Here is a 19,996-nt window from a genome sequence, read left to right as displayed (position 1 = left end):
GCGCGTGTTCATCGTCGGGATCAGATCCGCGCGAGCGCCGCCAGTTCGCCCGCAATGCGGCCGAGCGGCAGGATCGCGCGCGCCGCGCCGAGCGTCGCGGCCGCCTTCGGCATGCCGTACACGGCGCTCGTCGCCTCGTCCTGCGCGATCGTATGGTAGCCCTTCATCCGCAGCGCCTTCAGGCCGATCGCGCCGTCGCGTCCCATCCCGGTGAGCAGCACGCCGATCACGCGGCCGGGCCAGTGCTCGGTCAGGCTGTTGAAGAACACGTCGACCGACGGGCGATACGGCGTGGCGGCCGGCTCGCGCGTGTATTCGAGCGTGCCGGCGCGCGTGATGCGCAGGTGATCGTCGGTCGCGGCGAGCAGCGCGACGCCCGGCTGCGGGCGGTCGCCTTCGCGCGCCACGCGCACGGCGAGCGGCGTCTGGCCGTCGAGCCATTGCGCCATGCCTTCGGCGAACGCGCGGTCGACGTGCTGCACGATCACGATCGGCGCGCTGAAATCGGCCGGCAGGCCGCCGAGGATCGACGCGAGCGCGCCGGGGCCGCCGGCCGATGCGCCGATCGCGACCAGCGGGCCGCCGTCGGCGCGGGTGGCCATGCCGGCACCGCGCGTGCCGCCGGGCGCATCGAGCAGTCGGCCGATCTGGTCGATCTTCGCAAGCAGTAATTTGGTCGTATCGCCGGCCGCGCCATCGCCGAGCCGCGGCGTGTCGACCGCGTCGAGCGCGCCGGCGCCCATCGCCTCGAACACGCGCCACGCATTTGCGCCGATGCAGCTCGTCACGATCAGGATCGCGCACGGTTGTTCGGACCGCATGATCCGCCGCGTCGCTTCGATCCCGTCGAATTTCGGCATGATCAGGTCCATCAGCACGACGTCGGGCGGCTGCGCGGCGCACAGTTCGACGGCCTGCGCGCCGTCGGTCGCGACCCACAGCACGCGGTGCTCGGGTCGATGCGAGATCGCACGGCGCATCGCCTCGACGGCAAGCGGGAGGTCGTTGACGATGCCGATGTTCACAAGCGGAATTCTCCGGTCGGTTCGTAGTGTTGGAGGTAGGCCGGGTTCATGGAAGGGGCTGCCTGTTCGGCGCCGACGGGCGGCATCTGCGGCCGGGCGGCACGGCATTCTTCTTGGTTGTCGACGCCCCGAATGCTGTCATGCGGCGCGGGCGGCGGCAATCGAAAAATTTGCGCGTTGCGCCGTTTCAGTGCGTTTCCGCCATGACGATGCGGCGTTTTCGGCCGGTAACGGAACCGGGCCGGCGCACTCGTGCATGCCGGGGCCACGCGATCTCGCCACGGCAGGCCGCCGAAGCGCGCATGTTACCGTGCCGGCTCCGACAACAAGAACGAGGAGAATCGGATGGCTGCGCCCGACACCACGCTCGTCAGCCGCGACCGGTACGCGCCGGTCGTGATCGAACGCGACGGCCGCTTGCTGTACCGGATCGACATCGAGAGCGGTCACGCGTCGTTCCACCGCGAATTTCCGGTCGAGCCCGACGCGGTGCGCGTGCTGCGCGACGACGCCGAGCGCTACTACTTCCTGTTCGCGGCGCTTCATCATCCGTACCAGTTGCGCGCGACGAACCTGTCCGACGCCGAGCGCGAACGCTACTTCAGCACGATCCTGTTTGCCGGCCGCGACGAGGTCGAAGCGTTCCTGACACAGCTCGACCGGGGCAGCAACGGCGCCGTATCGAACCTGTTGAGGATCTTCACGCGGGCCGACCACGGGCAATTGCGCGCGGGCCGGTGGTTCGGCATGGGCGCCGGCACGCCGGCCGCATAGCGGGCCGCAACCGGGCACCCGCCGGGCACCGGATGCGCGGCCGCGCGGTCAATGGCTGCGCGCGTACCCCTGGATCAGCGCGCGCATCATGCCTTCGACCGTCGCGTCGAGCAGGTCGGCTTCCTGCTCGGCCTCCTCGACGAGCGCGGCATAGGCGGTCGCGAGCGTCACGCGGTCGACTTCATGGCGTTGTTCCATCAGCGTCACCATCCCGTCCTTCGCCAGATGAGCGGAGAACGCGCGGCTGCCGATGGTCTGGAATACGTCAATCATGGCGGCTCTCCCGTACGTTGCCGATGCTTTCCAGTGTAGTCGGCGCACCGAGGCTCCGCCACGCGCGGCGGCCCGTGCCGCCGGCCGCCGGCCGTGCGAATGCAGGCAGGCGCGCGTCGCGACGAGCGCGCCGCGCCGGCCGACCGGTGGTCGATTCCTCCGATGAAATGCCGCCGGCACACGGCCCGCGCACGGTGTCCGCACGCTTCAACGTTTACCCGAATCGGCAAATCGTCGACTTTTTATCGATAAAGTCTCGTGTTAGATTTTGCGGTCCGAGCCCGGTCCAAACCGGGCAGGCGGCGCGTCGCGAAGGCGCCGCGCGTCCAACACAAGGAGGAGCAATGCTGGTGCTGATTGGGGTGCCGATCGTCGTGATCGGTTTCGCGCTGCGCTTCAATGCGCTGCTGGTGGTCACGATCGCGGGGCTCGCGACGGGGCTGGCGGGCGGGCTGAATCTCGTCGACATCGTCAGCGCGTTCGGCAAGGCTTTCACCGAAAACCGCTACATGGGCCTCATCTGGCTGACGCTGCCGGTGATCGCGCTGCTCGAGCGCAACGGGCTCAAGGAGCAGGCGAAGCGGATGATCTCGCGCGTGCAGGCGGCGACCACGGGCCGCGTGCTGATGCTGTACTTCGTGCTGCGCCAGGCGACGGCCGCGCTCGGCCTCACGTCGCTCGGCGGCCATGCGCAGATGGTGCGGCCGCTGATCGCGCCGATGGCCGAAGCCGCCGCCGTCAACCGGTATGGCGAGCTGCCCGAGTCGGTCCGCCAGCAGATCCGCGCGCACGCGTCGGGCGTCGACAACGTCGCCGTGTTCTTCGGCGAGGACATCTTCATCGCGATCCAGTCGATCCTGCTGATCAAGGGCTTTCTCGAGCAGAACGGGATCGCCATCGAGCCGCTGCACCTGTCGGTGTGGGCGATCCCGACCGCGATCGCCGCGCTGCTGATCCACTGCACGCGCCTCGCGCTGCTCGACCGCCGGCTCGCGCGCGGCTTCGGCTTGCTGGCGCGGGAGGGCGCGCGATGATCGGCCTCGAATCGCTGTACACGCTGGCGGGGCTGATGTTCGCCGCGTTCGCATGTTTCAACCTGACGGACCGCACGAATCCGCGCCGCGTCGTCAATTTCGCGTTCTGGGCGATCTATGCGGTCACGTTCCTGTTCGGCGCGCTGCTGCCGCATTTCGTGACGGGCTGCCTCGCGATCGCGCTCGCGGTGATCGCCGGCTCGGGCAAGCTCGGCCGCGGCAAATCGGTCGAAGCCGGCGAGGCGGCGGCCGCGCGGCGCGAAACCCTCGCGCAGCGCTTCGGCAACCGGCTGTTCCTGCCCGCGCTGCTGATCCCGGTCGTCACGCTGGTCGGCACGTTCGCGCTGAAGCTCGTGCCGTTCGTCGACCCGAAGAGCGTGACGTTGATCTCGCTCGTGCTCGGCACGATCGTCGCGTTCGTCGTCGCGCTCGCGATGCTGCGCGATTCGCCCGTGCATGCGCTGAAGGAAGCGCGCCACACGATGGACGCGGTCGGCTGGGCCGCGATCCTGCCGCAGATGCTCGCGGCGCTCGGCGCGCTGTTCGCGGTCGCCGGTGTCGGCGGCGTGGTGTCGGGGCTCGTGAAGGACTGGGTGCCGATCGATTCGCCGTTCGCGGTCGTCGCGGCCTACACGGTCGGCATGGCGCTGTTCACGATGATCATGGGCAACGGCTTCGCCGCGTTCCCGGTGATGACGGCCGGCATCGGCCTGCCGCTGATCGTCCACCAGTTCCACGGCAACCCGGCGATCGTCGGCGCGATCGGGATGCTGAGCGGCTTCTGCGGTACGCTGATGACGCCGATGGCCGCGAACTTCAACATCGTGCCGGCGGCGCTGCTCGAACTGAAGGACAAGAACGGCGTGATCAAGGCGCAGTGGCCGACGGCCGTGCTGTTGCTGGCCGTGAACACGCTGCTGATGTATGCATTCGCATTCCGCTTCTGACTCGATGGACGAGATTCCAATGACCGACCGACTCACGCCCGAACTCGCATCGAAATTCGCGTCGCTCGCGCTCGCGCACCTGACCCGCGAATATCCGAACAAGCTCACGCATTCGCTCGAAGGCCCGCACGACGTGCAGGGGCCGCGCGCGCTGCACCCGATCTTCTACGGCAGCTACGACTGGCACTCGTGCGTGCACGGCTACTGGCTCGTGCTGCGCGTGCTCGAACGTTATCCGGCGCTGCCGGAGGCCGAGCGCATCGTCGCGATCGTCGACGCGCACTTCACCGACGCGAACGTCGCCGGCGAGCGCGCGTATCTCGCGCTGCCGCACAACAGCGGCTTCGAACGGCCGTACGGCTGGGCGTGGCTGCTCGCGCTGTCCGCGCAGCTCGAGCGGCTCGCGCTGAAGGGTGCGCTGCCGCAGGCCGCGCGCTGGGCGAAAACGATGGCGCCGCTCACCGACCTGTTCGTGTCGCGCTTCGAGACCTTCCTGCCGAAAGCGACTTATCCGCTGCGCGTCGGCACGCACTTCAACACCGCGTTCGCGCTGCGTGTCGCGCTCGACTTCGCGCGCGACACGCAGCGCGACGGGCTCGCGGCGCTGATCGTCGACACCGCGAAGCGCTGGCACCTGAACGACGTCGCGTGCCAGGCGTGGGAGCCGTCGGGCGACGAATTCCTGTCGCCCGCGCTGATGGAGGCCGAGCTGATGCGGCGCGTGCTGCCGGCGGCCGAATTCGACGGCTGGTTCGCGCGCTTTTTGCCCGATCTCGCGCGCGGCGAGCCGGCGACGCTGTTCGAGCCGGCGACGGTCAGCGACCGCAGCGACGGCAAGATCGCGCACCTCGACGGGCTGAACCTGAGCCGCGCGTGGTGCCAGCGTGCGCTCGCCGGCGCGCTGCCGGAAGGCGACGCGCGGCGCGCGAAGCTGCTCGACGCGGCCGGCCGGCATCTCGCGAGCGCGCTCGCGCACGTGGCCGGCGACTACATGGGCGAGCACTGGCTCGCGACGTTCGCGTTGCTTGCGCTGGAAGCGTAGCGCGCGAGCGAGCGAAACCCCGCCGGCGGCAAGGTCATTCCTGCGCGGCTATACTCGCCGCTCGGTCCGCTTCGCGCCGCATTCATCGCGCGAAGCGGCCATCCGCCAGTTCGCCGTCTCTTCATGCACAAGCTCATTTCCTACGTCGCCGCGATCCACGGGCTCGCCGGCCCCGTGTCGATCGTGTCGCACGACCGCTGGACCGACGACGATGTCGAGGTCGTGCGCGACGAAACCGAATACCGCTTCGACAACGGCGCGATCGTGCGCCGCTCGGTCGAGCAGGACCGCGCGCCGTCGGACCTGCTGTGTGCCGAATGCTGGATCGATTACGACGTGCTGCGCCATCCCGATGCGCAGCCGGTCAGCCCGTCGCGGCTGACGTTCGACAACGCATGCCGCGAAACCTTCTGGCTGCGCTACCACCTCGCGTGAGTGCGTGAGTGCGTTCGACGTACAGCACCGTGATCGACGAAGCGGCCGCAAATTGCCGCGAGCAGCAGGTGAACGGTGCGATCGCGCGCGGTGCACGGCTGCCGGTCGGCCAACCGACGCCGTCCGGCGGCGTGAAGGATTCGGGGCTCGACTACAAGGAGGGCGTCAGGAAGCGACGAGCATGATTTTTGTGCTGATTCGGTCAGGTTTCCATGGGCCGCACCGCTGCCTTTGCGTCGCATGCAACACCGCTTTCCATTGCCCGACCGGTTCGCGGCGGCGGTGACTCGATACACTTCCGTACCGGTTGGACGGGCCCCGGCAACCAGGCCCCGAGCAAGGAGACAGGACACGATGGACACCCAACGCGCAGCGGTCGTCACGTACCGCGGCAATGCGATCGAGAACACGCACGTCGCTCATGTGGCGGTGGTGGATGCAAGCGGCCGGTTGCTCGCCCGGTTCGGCGATCCGTTCCGGATGACGCTGGCGCGCTCGGCGGCCAAGCCGGCCCAGGCGCTGTCGGTGATCGAGACGGGCGCGCCCGAGCGGTTCGGCTTCGACGACGCGGACATCGCGCTGATGTGCGCGTCGCACAGCAGTGAGGACCGGCACATCGAACGCACGCGGGCGATGCTTGCCAAGGTCGCCGCACACGAATCGGATTTGCGTTGCGGCGGCCATCCGCCGTTGTCCGATGAGGTGTACCGGTCGTGGATCAAGCGCGACTACACGCCGACCGGCGTGTGCAGCAACTGTTCGGGCAAGCACGTCGGGATGCTGGCCGGCGCGCAGGCGATCGGCGCCGCGATGGCCGATTACCATCTGCCCGACCATCCGATGCAGGTGCGCGTGAAGCATGTCGTGGCCGATGCGTGCGGCTTGCGCGACGACCAAGTCGACTGGGCGATCGACGGGTGCAACCTGCCGACGCCGGCGTTTTCGCTGGATCGGCTGGCGCGTCTCTACGCATCGCTGGCCGACGGCGCGGACAAGGTGGAAGCGGGCGGCGGCGAGATTACCGGTCGCGTTCGTGCGCTGGCGCGCATTCATCGTGCGATGACGGCGCATCCGGAGCTGGTCGCCGGCGACGGGCGCTATTGCACGGTGCTGATGAATGCGTTCGACGGGCAGGTGGTCGGCAAGCTCGGCGCCGATGCGTGCTACGGGCTCGGCGTGCGTGCATCGGAGAACACGCGGCGGCTCGGCGCCGACGGTGCGCTCGGCATCTCGGTGAAGATCGAGGACGGCAATCTCGACGTGCTCTACATGGTCGTCAGCGAACTGCTCGAGCGGCTGCAGATCGGCACGGCCGCGCAGTGCGCGCAACTGGCCGGCTTCCACCGGCCGCGGATGCTCAATACGCAGGGCGTCGAGATCGGGCACGCCACGTTCCCGTTCGAATTGCAGCCAGCCTGAGCGTCGTCACAGCGCAGATGCCGCCGGCCCGTGATCCGGGCCGCGCACATCGGCGCCCGCCCGCTAGCTGATCGACACGAACGCGAACACAAGCGCGAACGCGGACACGCGCGCTACCCGCGAGCGCCGCGAATCTTCGCCAGCTCGACGTCCGACAGCTCGCCGATCTGCGCGAGATGTTCCGCGAGAAAGTCCTTCAGCACGCGCAGCTTCGCCGAGCTGCGCCGGTTCGCCAGATACGCGATGTAGATGAATTCGCCCGTCAGCCGGTTCTGCAGCCGGTAGCGCGGCAGCACGGCTTCGAGTTGCCCGCTCGCGAGCAGGTCGCGCACCAGCCAGATCTCGAACTCCGCGATGCCGAGCCCCGCGCAGGTCGCTTCGAGCAGCAGCTCCGAATGGTCGGTGACGAGATTGCCGGCCGGCAGCACGCTGTGCCGCGCGTCGCCCTGCACGAGCTCCCAGCGCGGATCGCCTTCCGGGTGCACGTAGCGCAGGCAGTTGTGGTGCTTCAGGTCGTCCGGCGTCGACGGGCGCCCGCAGCGATCGAGATAGCCGGGCGTCGCGCACAGGATGCTGTCGTTGCGCGACAGCCGGTGAACGACCAGGTTGTCCAGGTAGTTCTCGCCCTCGTGAATGTCGAGATCGAAGCCGCCGGCCACGAGGTCGTTGTGGTTGTCGGTGAGCCGCACGTCGAGCTGGATCGTCGGATAGCGCGCGAGAAACGGCGCGACCAGCGGCGCGAGGTGGCGGCGGCCGAACGCGACCGGTGCGGTGAGCTTCAGCGGGCCGCTCGGCTGCGCATTCAGCTCGGCGACCACGCGCAGCGTGTCGTCGAGATCGGAGATCAGCGTGACCGCGCGCTCCAGGTAGATGTGGCCGGCCTCGGTCAGCGTCACGCTGTGCGTCGAACGGTGCAGCAGCGCGACGCCGAGCGCGTCCTCGATCGCCGTCACCTTGCGCGCGACGGTCGACGTCGACACGTGCATCTCCTTCGCGACCGCCGAAAAACTCCCTGTTTCGACCACCCTCACGAACGCGCGCATCGCGCCGAGGTGATCGATGCCTGTCTCCCTCATGCCTTTTTTCATTCGATTCTCGCTGTTGCGTCCCACGCAAAACCGCTTTCGATAATACATAGGCGAGCTTGTTTTTGCAAAGGCATAGAATGCGAACCCGTCGCGTCGGGAAGCGGCGCACGACGAGCGGCACGAGACAGCGGCACGAGACATTCAGGAGGGCACGATGGCAGAAAACGGCTTCCGCGTCGAAGCGGATCTTTTAGGTAAGCGAAGCATTCCGGATGATGCCTACTACGGCGTTCATACGCTGCGCGCGAAAGAGAATTTCGACATTACCGGCCGCAGCATCGCGACGCTGCCGTACCTCGTGATGGCGCTGTCGGCCGTGAAGGAAGCCGCGGCCGACGCCAACTGCGAGCTCGGGCTGCTTCCGCGACCGTATCGCGATGCGATCGCCGCCGCGTGCGTCGAGATCCGCGAAGGGCGCCTGCACGACCAGTTCGTCGTCGACGTCATCCAGGGCGGGGCCGGCACGTCGACCAACATGAACGCGAACGAGGTGATCTGCAACCGCGCGCTCGAAATCATGGGGCATGCGCGCGGGCAGTACGAATACCTGCATCCGAACGAGCACGTCAATCTCGCGCAGAGCACCAACGACGTTTATCCGACCGTGATCCGGATCGCGACGTGCTTCGCGGTCGAGCATCTGCTCGAAGCGATGGCGCGGCTGCGCGATGCGTTCGCGGAGAAGGCCGACGCGTTCGCGGGCCTGCTGAAGCTCGGCCGCACGCAGTTGCAGGACGCGGTGCCGATGACGCTCGGCCAGGAATTCTCGACGTACGCGGTGATGCTGACCGAAGACATCGCGCGGCTGCAGGAAGCCGGCTGGCTGATTCGCGAGATCAATCTCGGCGCGACCGCGATCGGCACGGGGATCACCGCGCATCCGGAGTACGCGGAGAAGGCGCTGGCGGCGCTGCGGCGCATCACCGGGCTCGACCTGAGCACCGCGCCGAACCTGATCGAGGCGACGCAGGATTGCGGCGCGTTCGTGCAGGTCTCGGGCGTGCTCAAGCGGATCGCCGTGAAGCTGTCGAAGATCTGCAACGACCTGCGGCTGCTGTCGAGCGGCCCGCGCGCGGGGTTCGGCGAGATCAACCTGCCGCCCGTGCAGGCCGGCTCGTCGATCATGCCCGGCAAGGTGAATCCGGTGATCCCGGAAGTCGTCAACCAGGTTGCGTTCGAGGTGTTCGGCAACGACCTGACCGTGACCTTCGCCGCCGAGGCCGGACAGCTTCAGCTCAACGCATTCGAGCCGGTGATCGCCAGCGCGCTGTTCCGCAGCTTCAGCCACCTGACGGCCGCGTGCACGACGCTCGCGGAGCGGTGCGTGAGCGGGATCACCGCGAATCCCGAGCGGCTGCGCGAAACGATGGAGCGCTCGGTCGCGCTCGCGACCGCGCTGAACCCGTACATCGGCTACAAGCGCGCGACCGCCGTGGCCGCCGAAGCGCACGCGACCGGCAAGTCGATCCGCGAGGTCGTGCTGGAGCGCGAACTGATGACCGACGCGCAACTGGACGACGCGCTGCAGCCCGAAGCACTGATCCGGCCGCGCGTGCTTTGACACCGGCCGCGCGGCGCCGGCGCATGCCGCCGGCGGCACGCGCGCGGCCGTTCGAAAAGCGCCCCGGAGCGGGGCGCGACACATCAATACACGGAGACTCACGATGAAACACACCAGCGAGCGGCCGGCCGATACGGCCGGCGGCGCGGATTCCCGTCACGCCGATCCCGACGCGATGTTCGCGTCGCACGAAGCCGGTTATGCGAAGCATTTGAAGCCGCGGCACGTGCAGATGATCGCGATGGGCGGTGCGATCGGCACCGGCCTCTTTCTCGGCGCGGGCGGCCGCCTGCAAAGCGCGGGGCCCGCACTGGCGCTTGTGTATCTCGTCTGCGGCGTGTTCGCGTTCCTGATCATGCGCGCGCTCGGCGAGCTCGTGATGCACCGGCCGACCAGCGGCAGCTTCGTGTCGTATGCGCGGGAGTTCATGGGCGAGCGCGCGTCGTTCGTCGCGGGCTGGATGTACTACCTGAACTGGGCGACGACCGGCATCGTCGACATCACCGCGGTCGCGATCTACATGAAGTACTGGGCCGCGTTCACGGACGTGCCGCAATGGGTGTTCGCGCTCGGCGCGCTCGGGATCGTGTCGGTGATGAACATGATCGGCGTGAAGGTGTTCGGCGAGATGGAGTTCTGGTTCTCGCTCGTCAAGGTCGGCACGCTCGCGGTGTTCCTCGCGGTCGGCGCCGTGTTCCTCGCGAGCGGCCATCCCGTTGCCGGCCAGATGCCGGGGCTTCACCTCGTCGCGGATCACGGCGGGATCTTTCCGCACGGCATCCTGCCGGCCGTGCTGATCGTGCAGGGTGTCGTGTTCGCGTATGCGAGCATCGAGCTCGTCGGTGTTGCGGCGGGCGAGACCGCCGATGCGCGCAAGGTGCTGCCGAAGGCCATCAACGGCGTGATGTGGCGTATCGCGCTGTTCTACGTCGGTTCGGTCGTGCTGTTGACGCTGCTGCTGCCGTGGACCGCATACAGCTCGCACGAAAGCCCGTTCGTGACGTTCTTCGGCAAGCTCGGCGTGCCGTACGTCGGCACGGTGATGAACGTCGTGGTGCTGACCGCCGCGCTGTCGAGCCTGAATTCGGGCCTCTATTCGACCGGGCGCGTGCTGCGCTCGCTCGCGATGGGCGGGTCGGCGCCGCGCTTCGTGTCGCGGATGAATGCGCGCGGCGTGCCGTACGGCGGGATCCTGATCACGGTCGCGATCAATGCGATCGGCGTGCCGCTGAACTACATCGTGCCGGCCCAGGCGTTCGAGATCGTGCTGAACATGGCGTCGCTCGGAATCATCACGACATGGGGCTTCATCGTGATGAGCCAGATCCTGTTCCGCCGCGCGGTCAATCGCGGCGAGCTGAAGGCCGTGTCGTTCCGGATGCCCGGCGCGCCGTTCACGTCGTGGCTCACGCTCGCATTCCTCGTCGGCGTGCTGGTGCTGATGGCGTTCGACTACCCGGGCGGCACGTGGACCGTCGCGACGATTCCGGTTGTCGTGCTCGCGTTGGTGATCGGCTGGAAGCTTGCGAAGCGCGGTGCCGAGCGTGAGCGGATGGTTGCGGCGCCCGCGGCCGTGCGCGCCGTCGCGGATCCTGCGCAGAACGCGTGACGGTACGTGCCGGGGGCGCCGGCACGTTCGCGGGCCGGCTTCGCCGGTGCGGTCAGTTCAACCCGGTGCGTTCGCCGACCCATCGGCCGAAATCGGCGGCCATCTCCGCGGTCAGTTCGTGGCCGGCCGCGTAAAGCCGCGTGTCGTGCGCGACGCCGAGCGCCGTGAGTCTTGCATCGGCGGTGTCGGCCCATGCGACGGGCAGCTTGTCGTCGAAGCGGCCGTGCACGATCAGTGCATGCAACGGGCGAAGCGCATCGCGCGGCGCGATCAGCGGATCGATTTCCGGCAGGATGCGGCCGCACAGCACGGCGAACCCGGCGACGTCGGCCGGCGACGTGAGGCCGACGCTCGCGCTCATGATGCCGCCCTGGCTGAAGCCGGCGATTACGGTCGGCAACGCGGCGCCCGCGCCGTCCTGCGCGCGCAAGGCGCGCAGCAGCGTGATCAGTTGCACGCGGCTGGCGTCCGCGCGGGCCGCATCGATTTCGGGGCCGTTCGGGCCGAAGCGCACCGGAAACCACGCGTGCTGATTGGGCCCGAACGTGAGCGGGCCGCGCGCGAACGCGATCTCGATGCGCGGATCGATCAGATCGGCCACGTTCAGCAGGTTGGTTTCGTTGCCGCCGACGCCATGCAGCAGCAACAGGCGGGCGGCGGGGCGGCCGGCGGCCGGGCGCAGCCGGTACTGGAGGCCCGAATCGGGGTCGGTGGTCAGCGGCAGGACGTCGGTCATCGCGTGGGTCCGGAAAGGGAAACGATACGACAGTCTAGAGCGTGCGGCCGGAGAGGTGAATCGCCGGTTGGCGATTGATTATTTCCTGAGGGGAATGAATACGGTCGCGGTTCATATCGAGGGACAGATTGCCGATATCGCGAAGCATGGCGCGGACCACAGGCCGAAATATCCGCTGGCGACAGGCCGATCGAGCGCGCCCCGGGGCTGCAAGTCGAAGACCGGCTCGCCGTGCCCCGCGAAAGCTGAACGGTATGCAATGCAGGTTCGGATCTGCCGAGGGGAGGGGGTCGCGCTTGCGCATCGACGAATCCGCTCACCGAACGACGCATCGATTATAAAAAAATTCCGGAACAAACCGGTTCGTCGATAATGCGCAAACGTTTTACCGATATTCAATAGGTTCGGATTGCCGTGGGCGAATAAAACAATGAATATCCGCTACCCCGCCGATTCGGCAAAGCCAGCATCGGCACGGGTGCTGGAGCCCGGACGTTAACGGCAAGACTGCGAAAAACTTTAGGTTTTTCCCGCCGCAATTAATCATTCCAATTTTCTCAATGATCGATTGATTAACGGTCATCGGACAGTCATACACCATCCCCGATAATTCGCCGCTCATATTCTTTCAATAGACCAAAGGGCGATCGAAGCCGGATCGCTGCGGGGAGCTGTACTCATGACCATCCGTCATCGTATTACGCTGCTAGTCGTCCTGACGTTCTTCGCGCTGTCCGCGATCGGCATCTATGCCGTGTACCAGACGCGCAAGAGCGCGTCCGAGGTGCGCCAGGTCACCCAGGGAATCGTGCCGAGCGCGCTCGCGTCGGCCGATCTCGTCGCCGATGTGAAGAACATCCAGATCGCGACGATGACGCTCGTCTACGCGCCCGACGCGAATACCGCCGCGCAGGCGCGCGACGAGCTGAAGGCGAAGCAGGCCGCGCTGCGCACCGCACTCGACGGGCAGGCGAAATCGGCGGTCGGCCGCGCGCAGGAAGGCCTCGTCACGCAGGCGAAGGACAGCGCCGCGAACTACTTCGCGGCGATCGACGACACCGTCAAGATGAAGGCCGACGGCAAGGTCGAGATGGCGCAGGCCTACCTGTTCGCGAACGTCGCGCAGTATCGCGATGAACTCGAAAGCATCGTCGACACGCTGCGCGTCGAGAAGAACCGCCAGAAGGACGACGCGATCAGCGCGCTGAACGGGATGCTCGCGACGACGGCAACCGCGATCGCGGGCGTCGCGGGCACGGTGATCGTGCTGCTGACCGCGCTCGGCTTCGTGCTGTATCGCCAGATCACGCGCCCGCTGATCGGGATGCAGACGATGATGAGCGAGATCGCGACGAGCCAGGATTTCACGCGCCGCGTGCCGGTGGGCCGGATGGACGAGATCGGCCATTCGATCGTCGCGTTCAACGGAATGATCGAGAAGATCCAGGAGAACGCCGCGCAGCTCAAGCAGAAAACGGCCGACATCCAGGCGATGCTGCAGAACATGCAGCAAGGGATCCTGACCGTCGTCGAAGGCGGTGTCGTGCATGCGGAGTATTCGGCGTACCTCGAAACCATCTTCGAGACGAACGACATCGCCGGCCGCGACCTGATGGCGCTCGTGTTCGACGATTCGGCGATCGGCGCCGACGCGCGCTCGCAGGTCGATGCGGCCGTGCACGCATGCCTCGGCGAAGACAGCATGAACTTCGAATTCAATGCGCACCTGCTCGTCAACGAAGTCGCGAAGCGGATGCCGGACGGCCGCGAGAAATGGCTCGACCTGAGCTGGTCGGCGATCACCGATGAGACCGATACGGTCGTGCGTCTGATGCTGTGCGTGCGCGACGTAACCGAGATTCGCGAGCTGACCGCGCAGGCCGGCGAGCAGCAGCGCCGCCTCGAGATGATCGGCGAGATCCTGTCGATCAGCCAGGACAAGTTCCACGACTTCGTGCACAGCGCGAACGGCTTCCTCAGCGAGAACGAGCGGATGATCCGCCAGCACGAGCGCGCCGATCACTCGATCGTCGCGGCGCTGTTCCGCAACATGCATACGATCAAGGGCAATGCGCGCACGTACAGCCTGCAGCACCTGACGAACATCGTCCACGAAGCGGAGCAGGCATACGAAACGCTGCGCCGCGCGGACGGCGGCCCCGAGTGGAACCGCGATGCGCTGATGGACGACCTGGCCCGCGTGCGCGAGGCCGTCGACCGCTATGCGACGATCAACGCGGTCACGCTCGGCCGCAGCGGCGAACCGGCGCAGGGCGGCGCCGACTTCCTGATGGTCGAACGCGCGCACATCAGCGAGAGCCTGCGTGTGCTCGACGGCGCCGATCCGGCGAACGCGAACGACTGGCAGGCGGCACGCGATGCCGTGCGCCGCATGCTGAGCCAGCTCGGCACGCAGGGCATCGGCGACGCGCTCGGCGGCGTGATCGAGTCGCTGCCGTCGCTCGCGGCCGAACTCGGCAAGCCGGCGCCCGTCGTGCATATCGACAGCCACGGCCATCGCGTGCGCAGCGAGATCGGCGCGACGCTGAAGAACGTGTTCATGCACCTGCTGCGCAATTCGATCGACCACGGGATCGAATCGTCCGAAGAACGGCGCGCGGCCGGCAAGGCGGCGTCCGGCACGATCGACATCGCGGTCGGCGTGGGCGGCGGCGAGTTGTGGTTCGTGTTGAGCGACGATGGTCGCGGCCTCGCGCTCGACCGGATTCGCCGCATCGCGCGCGAGCGCGGCTGGATCGATGCGGACAACGAAGCGGCGCTCACCGACGAAGATGTGGCCGAGCTGATCTTCCGGCCGGGCTTCTCTACAGCGCACGCGGTAACCGACGTGTCGGGCCGCGGCGTCGGCATGGACGCGGTGCGCAACTTCCTGAAGCGCGACGGCGGCGACATCGCGCTGCGCTTCACCGACGATCGCGTCGGCGCGCCGTATCGCACGTTCGAGACGATCGTATCGCTGCCGGCGCGTTTCGCGGCGGACGGTGCCGGTCACGGCGCCACGCACGAGCGCGCGCGCATCGTGGACGTCGGCACAGCGGAGTGATGGCGTGATCGTGCAGGCGTGGATGATCCAGATTGCCGCCGCGCTGGCGGGCGGCTTCGTCGTCGCGGTGGCGGCGGCGGTCGTGTTTCGCGTGATGCGCAAGCGGCTCGTCGCGGCGATGGAGCGTGACGTGAACGCGTTGCGCGGCGCGCTCGACGCGGTCGCCGCGAGGGCGGCGGAAGCGGCGTCGTCACATGCCGAAGCCGCCGACGCATCGGCGCAACGCGAGGCGCAGCTCGAGGATGCGCTGGCGCGCGAGGCGTCCGCGGCCGGCACGCAGCGCGACGCGCTGCAGGCGCTGTCGGCGGACCGCGCCGCGCTCGCGCAGCATGCGATGAAGATCGCCGACGAAGCCGCGCGCCTGCGCGGGCTCGCCGGCACGTTCGAGCGCTGGCACGAGCAGATGATCTCGCTGACCACGCAGAACCAGGACATGCGCGCGAAGAACCAGGAGCTGTCGGCGATCGTCGCGCACGTGTCGATCGTGTCGCTGAACGCATCGATCGAGGCGGCGCGTGCGGGCACGGCCGGGCGCGGCTTCTCGATCGTCGCGAGCGAGGTGCGCGGGCTGGCCGCACGCTCGCAGCAACTGTCGAACAGCTATCGCGACAGCCTGAACCGCAACGATCTCGTGACGGCCGCGACGTTCCAGGACATCCAGGCCGGCGGCAAGATGATCACGGCCGCGCTCGCGACGGTCGAGACGCTGGCCGGGCAACTGCACGCGCGGATCGACGGAGAGGCGGCGTGATCAGCGCTCAGGCAAAAGCCGGCTTCGAGCGAATCTTCCTCGATGCGGCGCGCACGCGGCTCGCGTCCGGCGGCGCGTGCGACATCCGGCCGTCGGCCGGCGATGCGCACGATCCTGCGCGCGCGACTTCGCGATCGAAACCGAAGGTGCCCGAGTACGTCGTGGTTCTGACGATATCGGCGCTGCATTTCCGCCTGCTGCTCGCGCTGCGCTTCAGCGACGACGATGCGACGCGCGGCCATTTCGCCGGCGCGACGGCGGGCACGAACGGGCAGCGGCCGCTGCCCGAAGCGTTCATGGAAGTCGCGAACCTGTGCTGCGGCGCGATCAACCAGGCGCTGACCGCGCCGTTTCCCGATCTGGGAATGTCGACGCCTTCCCTGCTGAGCGGTGCGAGCATCGACTGCCTGCCCGCGCTCGCACCCGATTACGTGGCCGCGTACGACCTGACGCTCGACGGCGACGTGCGGGTCGGCGCGACGCTGTGCGTATGCGCGAACGCGCCGGTCGATTTCCATGTGCCGGAAACGGCTGCGGTGGATACCGGCGGCGAGCTCGAACTGTTCTGATCGACCATTAGGAACCCTTGGGATGACCGAAGACCAACCCGTCAGCAAGGTGCTCGTGCTCGACGACAGCCGCACGCACGCCGATGCGATCAAGCGTTTCTGCGACGAGCACAACCTGGTCGGCCTGACCGTGCGGCGCAGCCGATTGCTGAAGGTGCTGCGCTCGAACATCGATCTCGGCGCGATCCTGCTCGCCGAAGATTACGGCGGCTCGCCGGTCGAGAGCGCGATCATCGCGACGCAGATCGATGCGCTGCGGCCCGAGCTGCCGATCATCCTGCGCCGCGAATCGCTCGCGTCGCGCGATGGGCTGCCCGACGCGCTCGCGCGGGTGGCATGCGCGGCCTACGTCGCGGACGACATGACGCCGCTCAAGCGCGCGATCGACGAATACCTGTTCGGCCGCGACTACCCGAACGCGCTCGTGCGCGGCATCTCGGAGATTACCGAGGCGCGCATCGACAGCCTGTTCCCGGGTATGACGATCGAGCACGAAACGCCGTGCATCGTCCGCGACCAGATCATCTTCGGCGAGGTGTTCAGCCTGATCGCGCTCGAAAGCGCGTGGTGCCGCGGCTACATGCTGCTGCAGACGAGCGAGCAGCCGCTGCTCGACATGATCGGCGGCACGCGCGACAGCGGCCGTGCGCCGGATTTCCGCGACGTGAACAGCGTGCTCGGCGAGCTCACCAATCTCGTTTGGGGCGCGTTCAAGAACCGCTATCTCGGCGACGCCGAGGCGCTGGCGCGCCATCCGGTTCAGGTGCCGCTCGTCGTCAATCACAAGCAGAAGTTCATCTCGTTCGGCGGCGACTGTCCGCAGCTTTGCTTCAAGTACCGGATGACCGACCCGGCATCCGGGCGCTCCGTCTGTCTCGACCAGCGTTTCGTGTTCAGCCTGAGCTGGTCGCCGGAGGATTTCCGCGAATCGGTGCAGGACGTGGGGCCGATGGTCGAATCGGGTGAACTCGAACTGTTTTGAATGTTGAAGTCCGAAAGAAAGGAAGGGGAATACGACATGGCAAAGATTCTGGTGGTCGACGATTCGGGTACGGTGCGCGACGAGGTCGCGGGCTTCCTGCGCAATCACGGGCTCGACGTCGCGACGGCCGTCGACGGCAAGGACGGGCTCGCGAAGCTCAAGGCGACGCCCGGCGTGCGCCTCGTGATCAGCGACGTGAACATGCCGAACATGGACGGCCTGACCATGGTCGAGAAGATCCGCGGCGAACTGGCGAACACTGCCGTCAACGTCGTGATGCTGACGACCGAAAGCAGCCCGGCGATGAAGGAGCGCGGCAAGGCGGCCGGCGTGAAGGGCTGGATCGTGAAGCCGTTCAAGGGCGACGCGGTGCTCGATGCGCTGAAGAAGCTCGCGGGCTGACGCGCATTGGGCTGGAGCGGGTCCGATACCGGTACCGCGTTCAACGCTGCGGCCCGGGTTGCACGGCTGCTGCGCCGTCGCGCACATCAGGCTGCGGCAGACGATCACGCGCGGCGGGCAGCGCTTGATGGTGGCGAATAGCGCGCGCAATTTACAGCGCACGGCGATATCCGTATCCTGCCGGATGCCGAGGGCGGCGTGCGTGCGCGTCATGCGCATCACGCCCGGCATCCGTAACAATCGGGAACGGGATTCCAATGAAAATCGAAATCGATCGGGCAGCGCCCGCGCGCGGCGCATGCGTGGCGCTGGTGGCCGCGCTGATGGGCGGATGCGCAAGCACCGGGCCGCAGGCCGGACAGCAGGCCGCCGCCGACAGCGGTTCGTCGTACAGCTGCAATCGTGCGCAAGCCGACGGGCAGGTGTCGGCCGGAGGGGGAGCCAACGGTTGCTATTTCGTGCTGCACGATCCCGCGACGAAACGGGCGCTGCCGAATACGCGCTATGCATTTGCGCTTTACACGAGCGCGGCCCAGAACACCAAGGAACTTGAAGTCGAAGGCACGACCGACGAGAAGGGGCGCACGGCGTTTGTGCGCTCCGCCGCGCCGATCGATGCTTCGCGCATGGTGCTCGTCAGCATGATCGGCGTCGGCCCGACCGCACGTATTCCGGTGCTGGTCCGGCCGACGGACGGCCGGCGCATCCCGTTCGCGGCTTACAGGGTCACGGGCTGCAACGGCCCGTACGAAGGTGTGACCGACGAAGCGGGGCACGGCGTGATGTACCGCTGCAAGACACCGTCGAAGATCGACGTGTCGTTCCATCAGTCACGCCCGTAGGGCTGGCGAAATGGCGCCCGAATCGGCGCGTGCGGCCGCGCAGCACATGGAGATGCTGATCGTGAAGGGCGTCTTCCTTGCCGTGGTGGGCACGTGCATGCTGATCGGCGTCGTCATGTATGCGCAATCGACGCGCGAGTTCCTGCGGACGTCGGTCGTCGTGCCGGGCCACGTCGTGAGGCTGAACGCGGGCCCGCATCATCCGGAGATCGCGTTCACGACGCTTGCGGGCGAGCATGTCGAATACCCGCAGGGCGGCGACGTCAGCGTGAAGGACGGCGCGACGGTCGAGGTGCGCTACGCGCCGGAGGCGCCCGCGATGACCGCGCGAATGAATACGTTCGGCGCGATCTGGGGCGACGTGCTGACCTTTGGTGTCATGGGTGCCGTCTTTTTCCTGGCCGGTATCGGGCACCTTTGGTCGGGCGTGCGCGCATGGCGCAGCGGGCGCACGCGCGCTTGAGCGCTTGAGCGCCGGCGCCGGCGCCGGTGCCACGCGACTGGACTGGACGCCGCGCGGAATGTGGAGGACCATTTCATCGACATGCCGCGAACGCGCGTGCGTCATCGCTGCCCGTTCGTGCCGCCGCGAATCCCGCCGAACCCCGTCGAGCGAAACATCATGGAACCCGATCAAGAAACTGCCGAGCCGATCCTGTTGCGCGACGTGCGCGACGGCGTCGTCACGCTGCGGCTGAACCGGCCGCAGCAGTTCAACGCGTTGTCCGAAGCGATGCTCGCGAGCCTGCACGACGCGTTCGGTGCGCTGGCGGCCGATCCGCACGTGCGCTGCGTCGTGCTGGCCGCGCAAGGCAAGGCGTTCTGCGCGGGCCACGACCTGCGGCAGATGCGCGGCAAGCCGGAACTCGACTACTACCGCTCGCTGTTCGCGCAGTGCAGCCGAGTGATGCTCGCGATGCGGGCGTTGCCGGTGCCGGTGATCGCACGCGTGCAGGGCATCGCGACGGCGGCCGGCTGCCAGCTCGTCGCCGCGTGCGATCTGGCGATCGCGGCGGATACCGCGCGTTTCGCGGTGTCGGGCATCAACGTCGGGCTGTTCTGTTCGACGCCGGCCGTCGCGCTGAGCCGCAACATCACGGCGAAGCGCGCGTTCGACATGCTCGTGACCGGGCGCTTCGTCGATGCGGCGACGGCCGCCGCGTGGGGGCTCGTCAACGAGGCCGTGCCCGAGGACGCGCTCGATGCGGCCGTCGCGCGCAAGGTCGCTGAGATCGTCGCGAAGAGCCCGGCCGCGGTGCGGTACGGCAAGCAGATGTTCTACCGCCAGCGCGAGTTGCCGCTCGACGAAGCGTATGCGTATGCGGGCGACGTGATGGCCCGCAACATGATGGAAGAGGATGCGGGCGAAGGGATCGACGCGTTCCTCGAGAAGCGGAAGCCGACGTGGCGTTCGTAGTACACCGCCGGATAGGCAGGTCGAGC

21 protein-coding genes are annotated in these 19,996 nt (G+C 67.6%); 17 read left to right on the top strand and 4 right to left on the bottom strand.

Going from position 1 to position 19,996, the window contains the following annotated elements; all coding sequences use genetic code 11:
- Window positions 1–20 precede the first annotated feature (20 nt).
- Window positions 21–1,025, bottom strand: a complete 1,005-nt coding sequence (locus tag GD429_RS33815; protein ID WP_321575082.1) for a chemotaxis response regulator protein-glutamate methylesterase — start codon at window positions 1,023–1,025, stop codon at window positions 21–23.
- A gap of 345 nt (window positions 1,026–1,370) precedes the next feature.
- On the opposite strand from GD429_RS33815, the gene GD429_RS33810 reads away from it, so the two are divergent.
- A complete protein-coding gene (locus GD429_RS33810; protein ID WP_152863718.1) occupies window positions 1,371–1,799 on the top strand; it encodes a hypothetical protein in 429 nt (142 codons plus the stop codon).
- 48 nt (window positions 1,800–1,847) lie between these two features.
- On the opposite strand, the gene GD429_RS33805 is transcribed toward GD429_RS33810, so the two are convergent.
- Complete coding sequence (locus GD429_RS33805) at window positions 1,848–2,072, bottom strand: hypothetical protein (protein ID WP_047901264.1); 225 nt, start codon at window positions 2,070–2,072, stop codon at window positions 1,848–1,850.
- 344 nt (window positions 2,073–2,416) lie between these two features.
- Between GD429_RS33805 and GD429_RS33800 the strand changes: the two genes are divergently transcribed.
- From GD429_RS33800 to GD429_RS33780, 6 genes are all read left to right on the top strand, one after another.
- On the top strand, window positions 2,417–3,106 hold the full coding sequence (locus GD429_RS33800; protein WP_152863716.1) for a DUF969 domain-containing protein: 690 nt from the start codon (window positions 2,417–2,419) through the stop codon (window positions 3,104–3,106).
- Window positions 3,103–4,053, top strand: coding sequence for a DUF979 domain-containing protein (locus GD429_RS33795; RefSeq protein WP_152863714.1), 951 nt, complete (start codon window positions 3,103–3,105; stop codon window positions 4,051–4,053). The genes GD429_RS33800 and GD429_RS33795 overlap by 4 nt, the downstream gene beginning before the upstream one ends.
- 19 nt (window positions 4,054–4,072) lie before the next feature.
- The gene (locus GD429_RS33790) at window positions 4,073–5,095 is read left to right on the top strand and encodes a DUF2891 domain-containing protein (protein ID WP_152863712.1); all 1,023 of its coding nucleotides are present in this window, start codon (window positions 4,073–4,075) and stop codon (window positions 5,093–5,095) included.
- A 123-nt stretch (window positions 5,096–5,218) separates the two neighbouring features.
- Entirely contained in the window at window positions 5,219–5,530 is a 312-nt protein-coding gene (locus GD429_RS33785; protein WP_152863710.1) for a hypothetical protein, read from the top strand.
- Window positions 5,531–5,538: 8 nt separating this feature from the next.
- Window positions 5,539–5,715: a hypothetical protein gene (locus GD429_RS40760; protein ID WP_193727274.1), complete on the top strand. Its 177-nt coding sequence runs from the start codon at window positions 5,539–5,541 to the stop codon at window positions 5,713–5,715.
- Window positions 5,716–5,884: 169 nt separating this feature from the next.
- Window positions 5,885–6,949 (top strand): asparaginase, encoded by a 1,065-nt coding sequence (locus tag GD429_RS33780; protein ID WP_152863708.1) that lies wholly within the window; start codon window positions 5,885–5,887, stop codon window positions 6,947–6,949.
- Between the two features lie 113 nt (window positions 6,950–7,062).
- Here the strand turns inward: GD429_RS33780 and GD429_RS33775 are convergent, their stop codons facing one another.
- The gene (locus GD429_RS33775; protein WP_152863706.1) at window positions 7,063–8,037 is read right to left on the bottom strand and encodes a LysR family transcriptional regulator; all 975 of its coding nucleotides are present in this window, start codon (window positions 8,035–8,037) and stop codon (window positions 7,063–7,065) included.
- Between the two features lie 154 nt (window positions 8,038–8,191).
- Between GD429_RS33775 and aspA the strand changes: the two genes are divergently transcribed.
- Complete coding sequence (gene aspA, locus GD429_RS33770; protein ID WP_152863704.1) at window positions 8,192–9,598, top strand: aspartate ammonia-lyase; 1,407 nt, start codon at window positions 8,192–8,194, stop codon at window positions 9,596–9,598.
- A 103-nt stretch (window positions 9,599–9,701) separates the two neighbouring features.
- Window positions 9,702–11,207 (top strand): amino acid permease, encoded by a 1,506-nt coding sequence (locus GD429_RS33765; protein WP_152863702.1) that lies wholly within the window; start codon window positions 9,702–9,704, stop codon window positions 11,205–11,207.
- 52 nt (window positions 11,208–11,259) lie between these two features.
- Here GD429_RS33765 and GD429_RS33760 read toward each other — a convergent pair whose 3' ends face one another.
- Window positions 11,260–11,943, bottom strand: a complete 684-nt coding sequence (locus GD429_RS33760; protein ID WP_152863700.1) for an alpha/beta hydrolase — start codon at window positions 11,941–11,943, stop codon at window positions 11,260–11,262.
- Between the two features lie 679 nt (window positions 11,944–12,622).
- Between GD429_RS33760 and GD429_RS33750 the strand changes: the two genes are divergently transcribed.
- The 8 genes from GD429_RS33750 to GD429_RS33715 all read left to right on the top strand — a co-directional run bounded on the left by GD429_RS33750 (window position 12,623) and on the right by GD429_RS33715 (window position 19,970).
- Complete coding sequence (locus tag GD429_RS33750) at window positions 12,623–15,007, top strand: MCP four helix bundle domain-containing protein (RefSeq protein ID WP_152863696.1); 2,385 nt, start codon at window positions 12,623–12,625, stop codon at window positions 15,005–15,007.
- A gap of 22 nt (window positions 15,008–15,029) precedes the next feature.
- Complete coding sequence (locus GD429_RS41700; protein ID WP_152863771.1) at window positions 15,030–15,758, top strand: methyl-accepting chemotaxis protein; 729 nt, start codon at window positions 15,030–15,032, stop codon at window positions 15,756–15,758.
- Window positions 15,755–16,327, top strand: a complete 573-nt coding sequence (locus tag GD429_RS33740; RefSeq protein ID WP_321575077.1) for a hypothetical protein — start codon at window positions 15,755–15,757, stop codon at window positions 16,325–16,327. The genes GD429_RS41700 and GD429_RS33740 overlap by 4 nt, the downstream gene beginning before the upstream one ends.
- A 22-nt stretch (window positions 16,328–16,349) precedes the next feature.
- Window positions 16,350–17,309, top strand: a complete 960-nt coding sequence (locus tag GD429_RS33735) for a chemotaxis protein CheX (protein WP_152863694.1) — start codon at window positions 16,350–16,352, stop codon at window positions 17,307–17,309.
- Between the two features lie 36 nt (window positions 17,310–17,345).
- Window positions 17,346–17,711 carry a response regulator gene (locus tag GD429_RS33730; protein ID WP_006486240.1) on the top strand — a complete coding sequence of 122 codons (366 nt, stop codon included), beginning with the start codon at window positions 17,346–17,348 and terminating at the stop codon, window positions 17,709–17,711.
- A gap of 257 nt (window positions 17,712–17,968) precedes the next feature.
- Window positions 17,969–18,553 carry a hypothetical protein gene (locus GD429_RS33725; RefSeq protein ID WP_152863692.1) on the top strand — a complete coding sequence of 195 codons (585 nt, stop codon included), beginning with the start codon at window positions 17,969–17,971 and terminating at the stop codon, window positions 18,551–18,553.
- A 10-nt stretch (window positions 18,554–18,563) separates the two neighbouring features.
- Window positions 18,564–19,016 (top strand): DUF3592 domain-containing protein, encoded by a 453-nt coding sequence (locus GD429_RS33720; protein ID WP_152863690.1) that lies wholly within the window; start codon window positions 18,564–18,566, stop codon window positions 19,014–19,016.
- Window positions 19,017–19,175: 159 nt separating this feature from the next.
- A complete protein-coding gene (locus GD429_RS33715; RefSeq protein ID WP_152863688.1) occupies window positions 19,176–19,970 on the top strand; it encodes an enoyl-CoA hydratase in 795 nt (264 codons plus the stop codon).
- Window positions 19,971–19,996: the final 26 nt, after the last annotated feature.

It is taken from the genome of Burkholderia sp. BE17, assembly GCF_009362305.1.
In the GTDB taxonomy this organism is placed as follows: domain Bacteria; phylum Pseudomonadota; class Gammaproteobacteria; order Burkholderiales; family Burkholderiaceae; genus Burkholderia; species Burkholderia pyrrocinia_C.
Note: the sequence above shows the minus strand (reverse complement) of the source record. Positions and strands in the feature narration are given on the sequence as shown.

What these genes read in the sequence shown, in the direction of transcription:
- GD429_RS33810 (WP_152863718.1), top strand. Translation starts at nt 1,371, where the DNA reads ATGGCTGCGCCCGACACCACGCTCGTCAGCCGCGACCGGTACGCGCCG.
- GD429_RS33805 (WP_047901264.1), bottom strand. Translation starts at nt 2,072, where the DNA reads ATGATTGACGTATTCCAGACCATCGGCAGCCGCGCGTTCTCCGCTCAT.
- GD429_RS33800 (WP_152863716.1), top strand. Translation starts at nt 2,417, where the DNA reads ATGCTGGTGCTGATTGGGGTGCCGATCGTCGTGATCGGTTTCGCGCTG.
- GD429_RS33795 (WP_152863714.1), top strand. Translation starts at nt 3,103, where the DNA reads ATGATCGGCCTCGAATCGCTGTACACGCTGGCGGGGCTGATGTTCGCC.
- GD429_RS33790 (WP_152863712.1), top strand. Translation starts at nt 4,073, where the DNA reads ATGACCGACCGACTCACGCCCGAACTCGCATCGAAATTCGCGTCGCTC.
- GD429_RS33785 (WP_152863710.1), top strand. Translation starts at nt 5,219, where the DNA reads ATGCACAAGCTCATTTCCTACGTCGCCGCGATCCACGGGCTCGCCGGC.
- GD429_RS33780 (WP_152863708.1), top strand. Translation starts at nt 5,885, where the DNA reads ATGGACACCCAACGCGCAGCGGTCGTCACGTACCGCGGCAATGCGATC.
- GD429_RS33775 (WP_152863706.1), bottom strand. Translation starts at nt 8,037, where the DNA reads ATGAAAAAAGGCATGAGGGAGACAGGCATCGATCACCTCGGCGCGATG.
- aspA (WP_152863704.1), top strand. Translation starts at nt 8,192, where the DNA reads ATGGCAGAAAACGGCTTCCGCGTCGAAGCGGATCTTTTAGGTAAGCGA.
- GD429_RS33765 (WP_152863702.1), top strand. Translation starts at nt 9,702, where the DNA reads ATGAAACACACCAGCGAGCGGCCGGCCGATACGGCCGGCGGCGCGGAT.
- GD429_RS33760 (WP_152863700.1), bottom strand. Translation starts at nt 11,943, where the DNA reads ATGACCGACGTCCTGCCGCTGACCACCGACCCCGATTCGGGCCTCCAG.
- GD429_RS33750 (WP_152863696.1), top strand. Translation starts at nt 12,623, where the DNA reads ATGACCATCCGTCATCGTATTACGCTGCTAGTCGTCCTGACGTTCTTC.
- GD429_RS41700 (WP_152863771.1), top strand. Translation starts at nt 15,030, where the DNA reads ATGATCCAGATTGCCGCCGCGCTGGCGGGCGGCTTCGTCGTCGCGGTG.
- GD429_RS33735 (WP_152863694.1), top strand. Translation starts at nt 16,350, where the DNA reads ATGACCGAAGACCAACCCGTCAGCAAGGTGCTCGTGCTCGACGACAGC.
- GD429_RS33730 (WP_006486240.1), top strand. Translation starts at nt 17,346, where the DNA reads ATGGCAAAGATTCTGGTGGTCGACGATTCGGGTACGGTGCGCGACGAG.
- GD429_RS33725 (WP_152863692.1), top strand. Translation starts at nt 17,969, where the DNA reads ATGAAAATCGAAATCGATCGGGCAGCGCCCGCGCGCGGCGCATGCGTG.
- GD429_RS33720 (WP_152863690.1), top strand. Translation starts at nt 18,564, where the DNA reads ATGGCGCCCGAATCGGCGCGTGCGGCCGCGCAGCACATGGAGATGCTG.
- GD429_RS33715 (WP_152863688.1), top strand. Translation starts at nt 19,176, where the DNA reads ATGGAACCCGATCAAGAAACTGCCGAGCCGATCCTGTTGCGCGACGTG.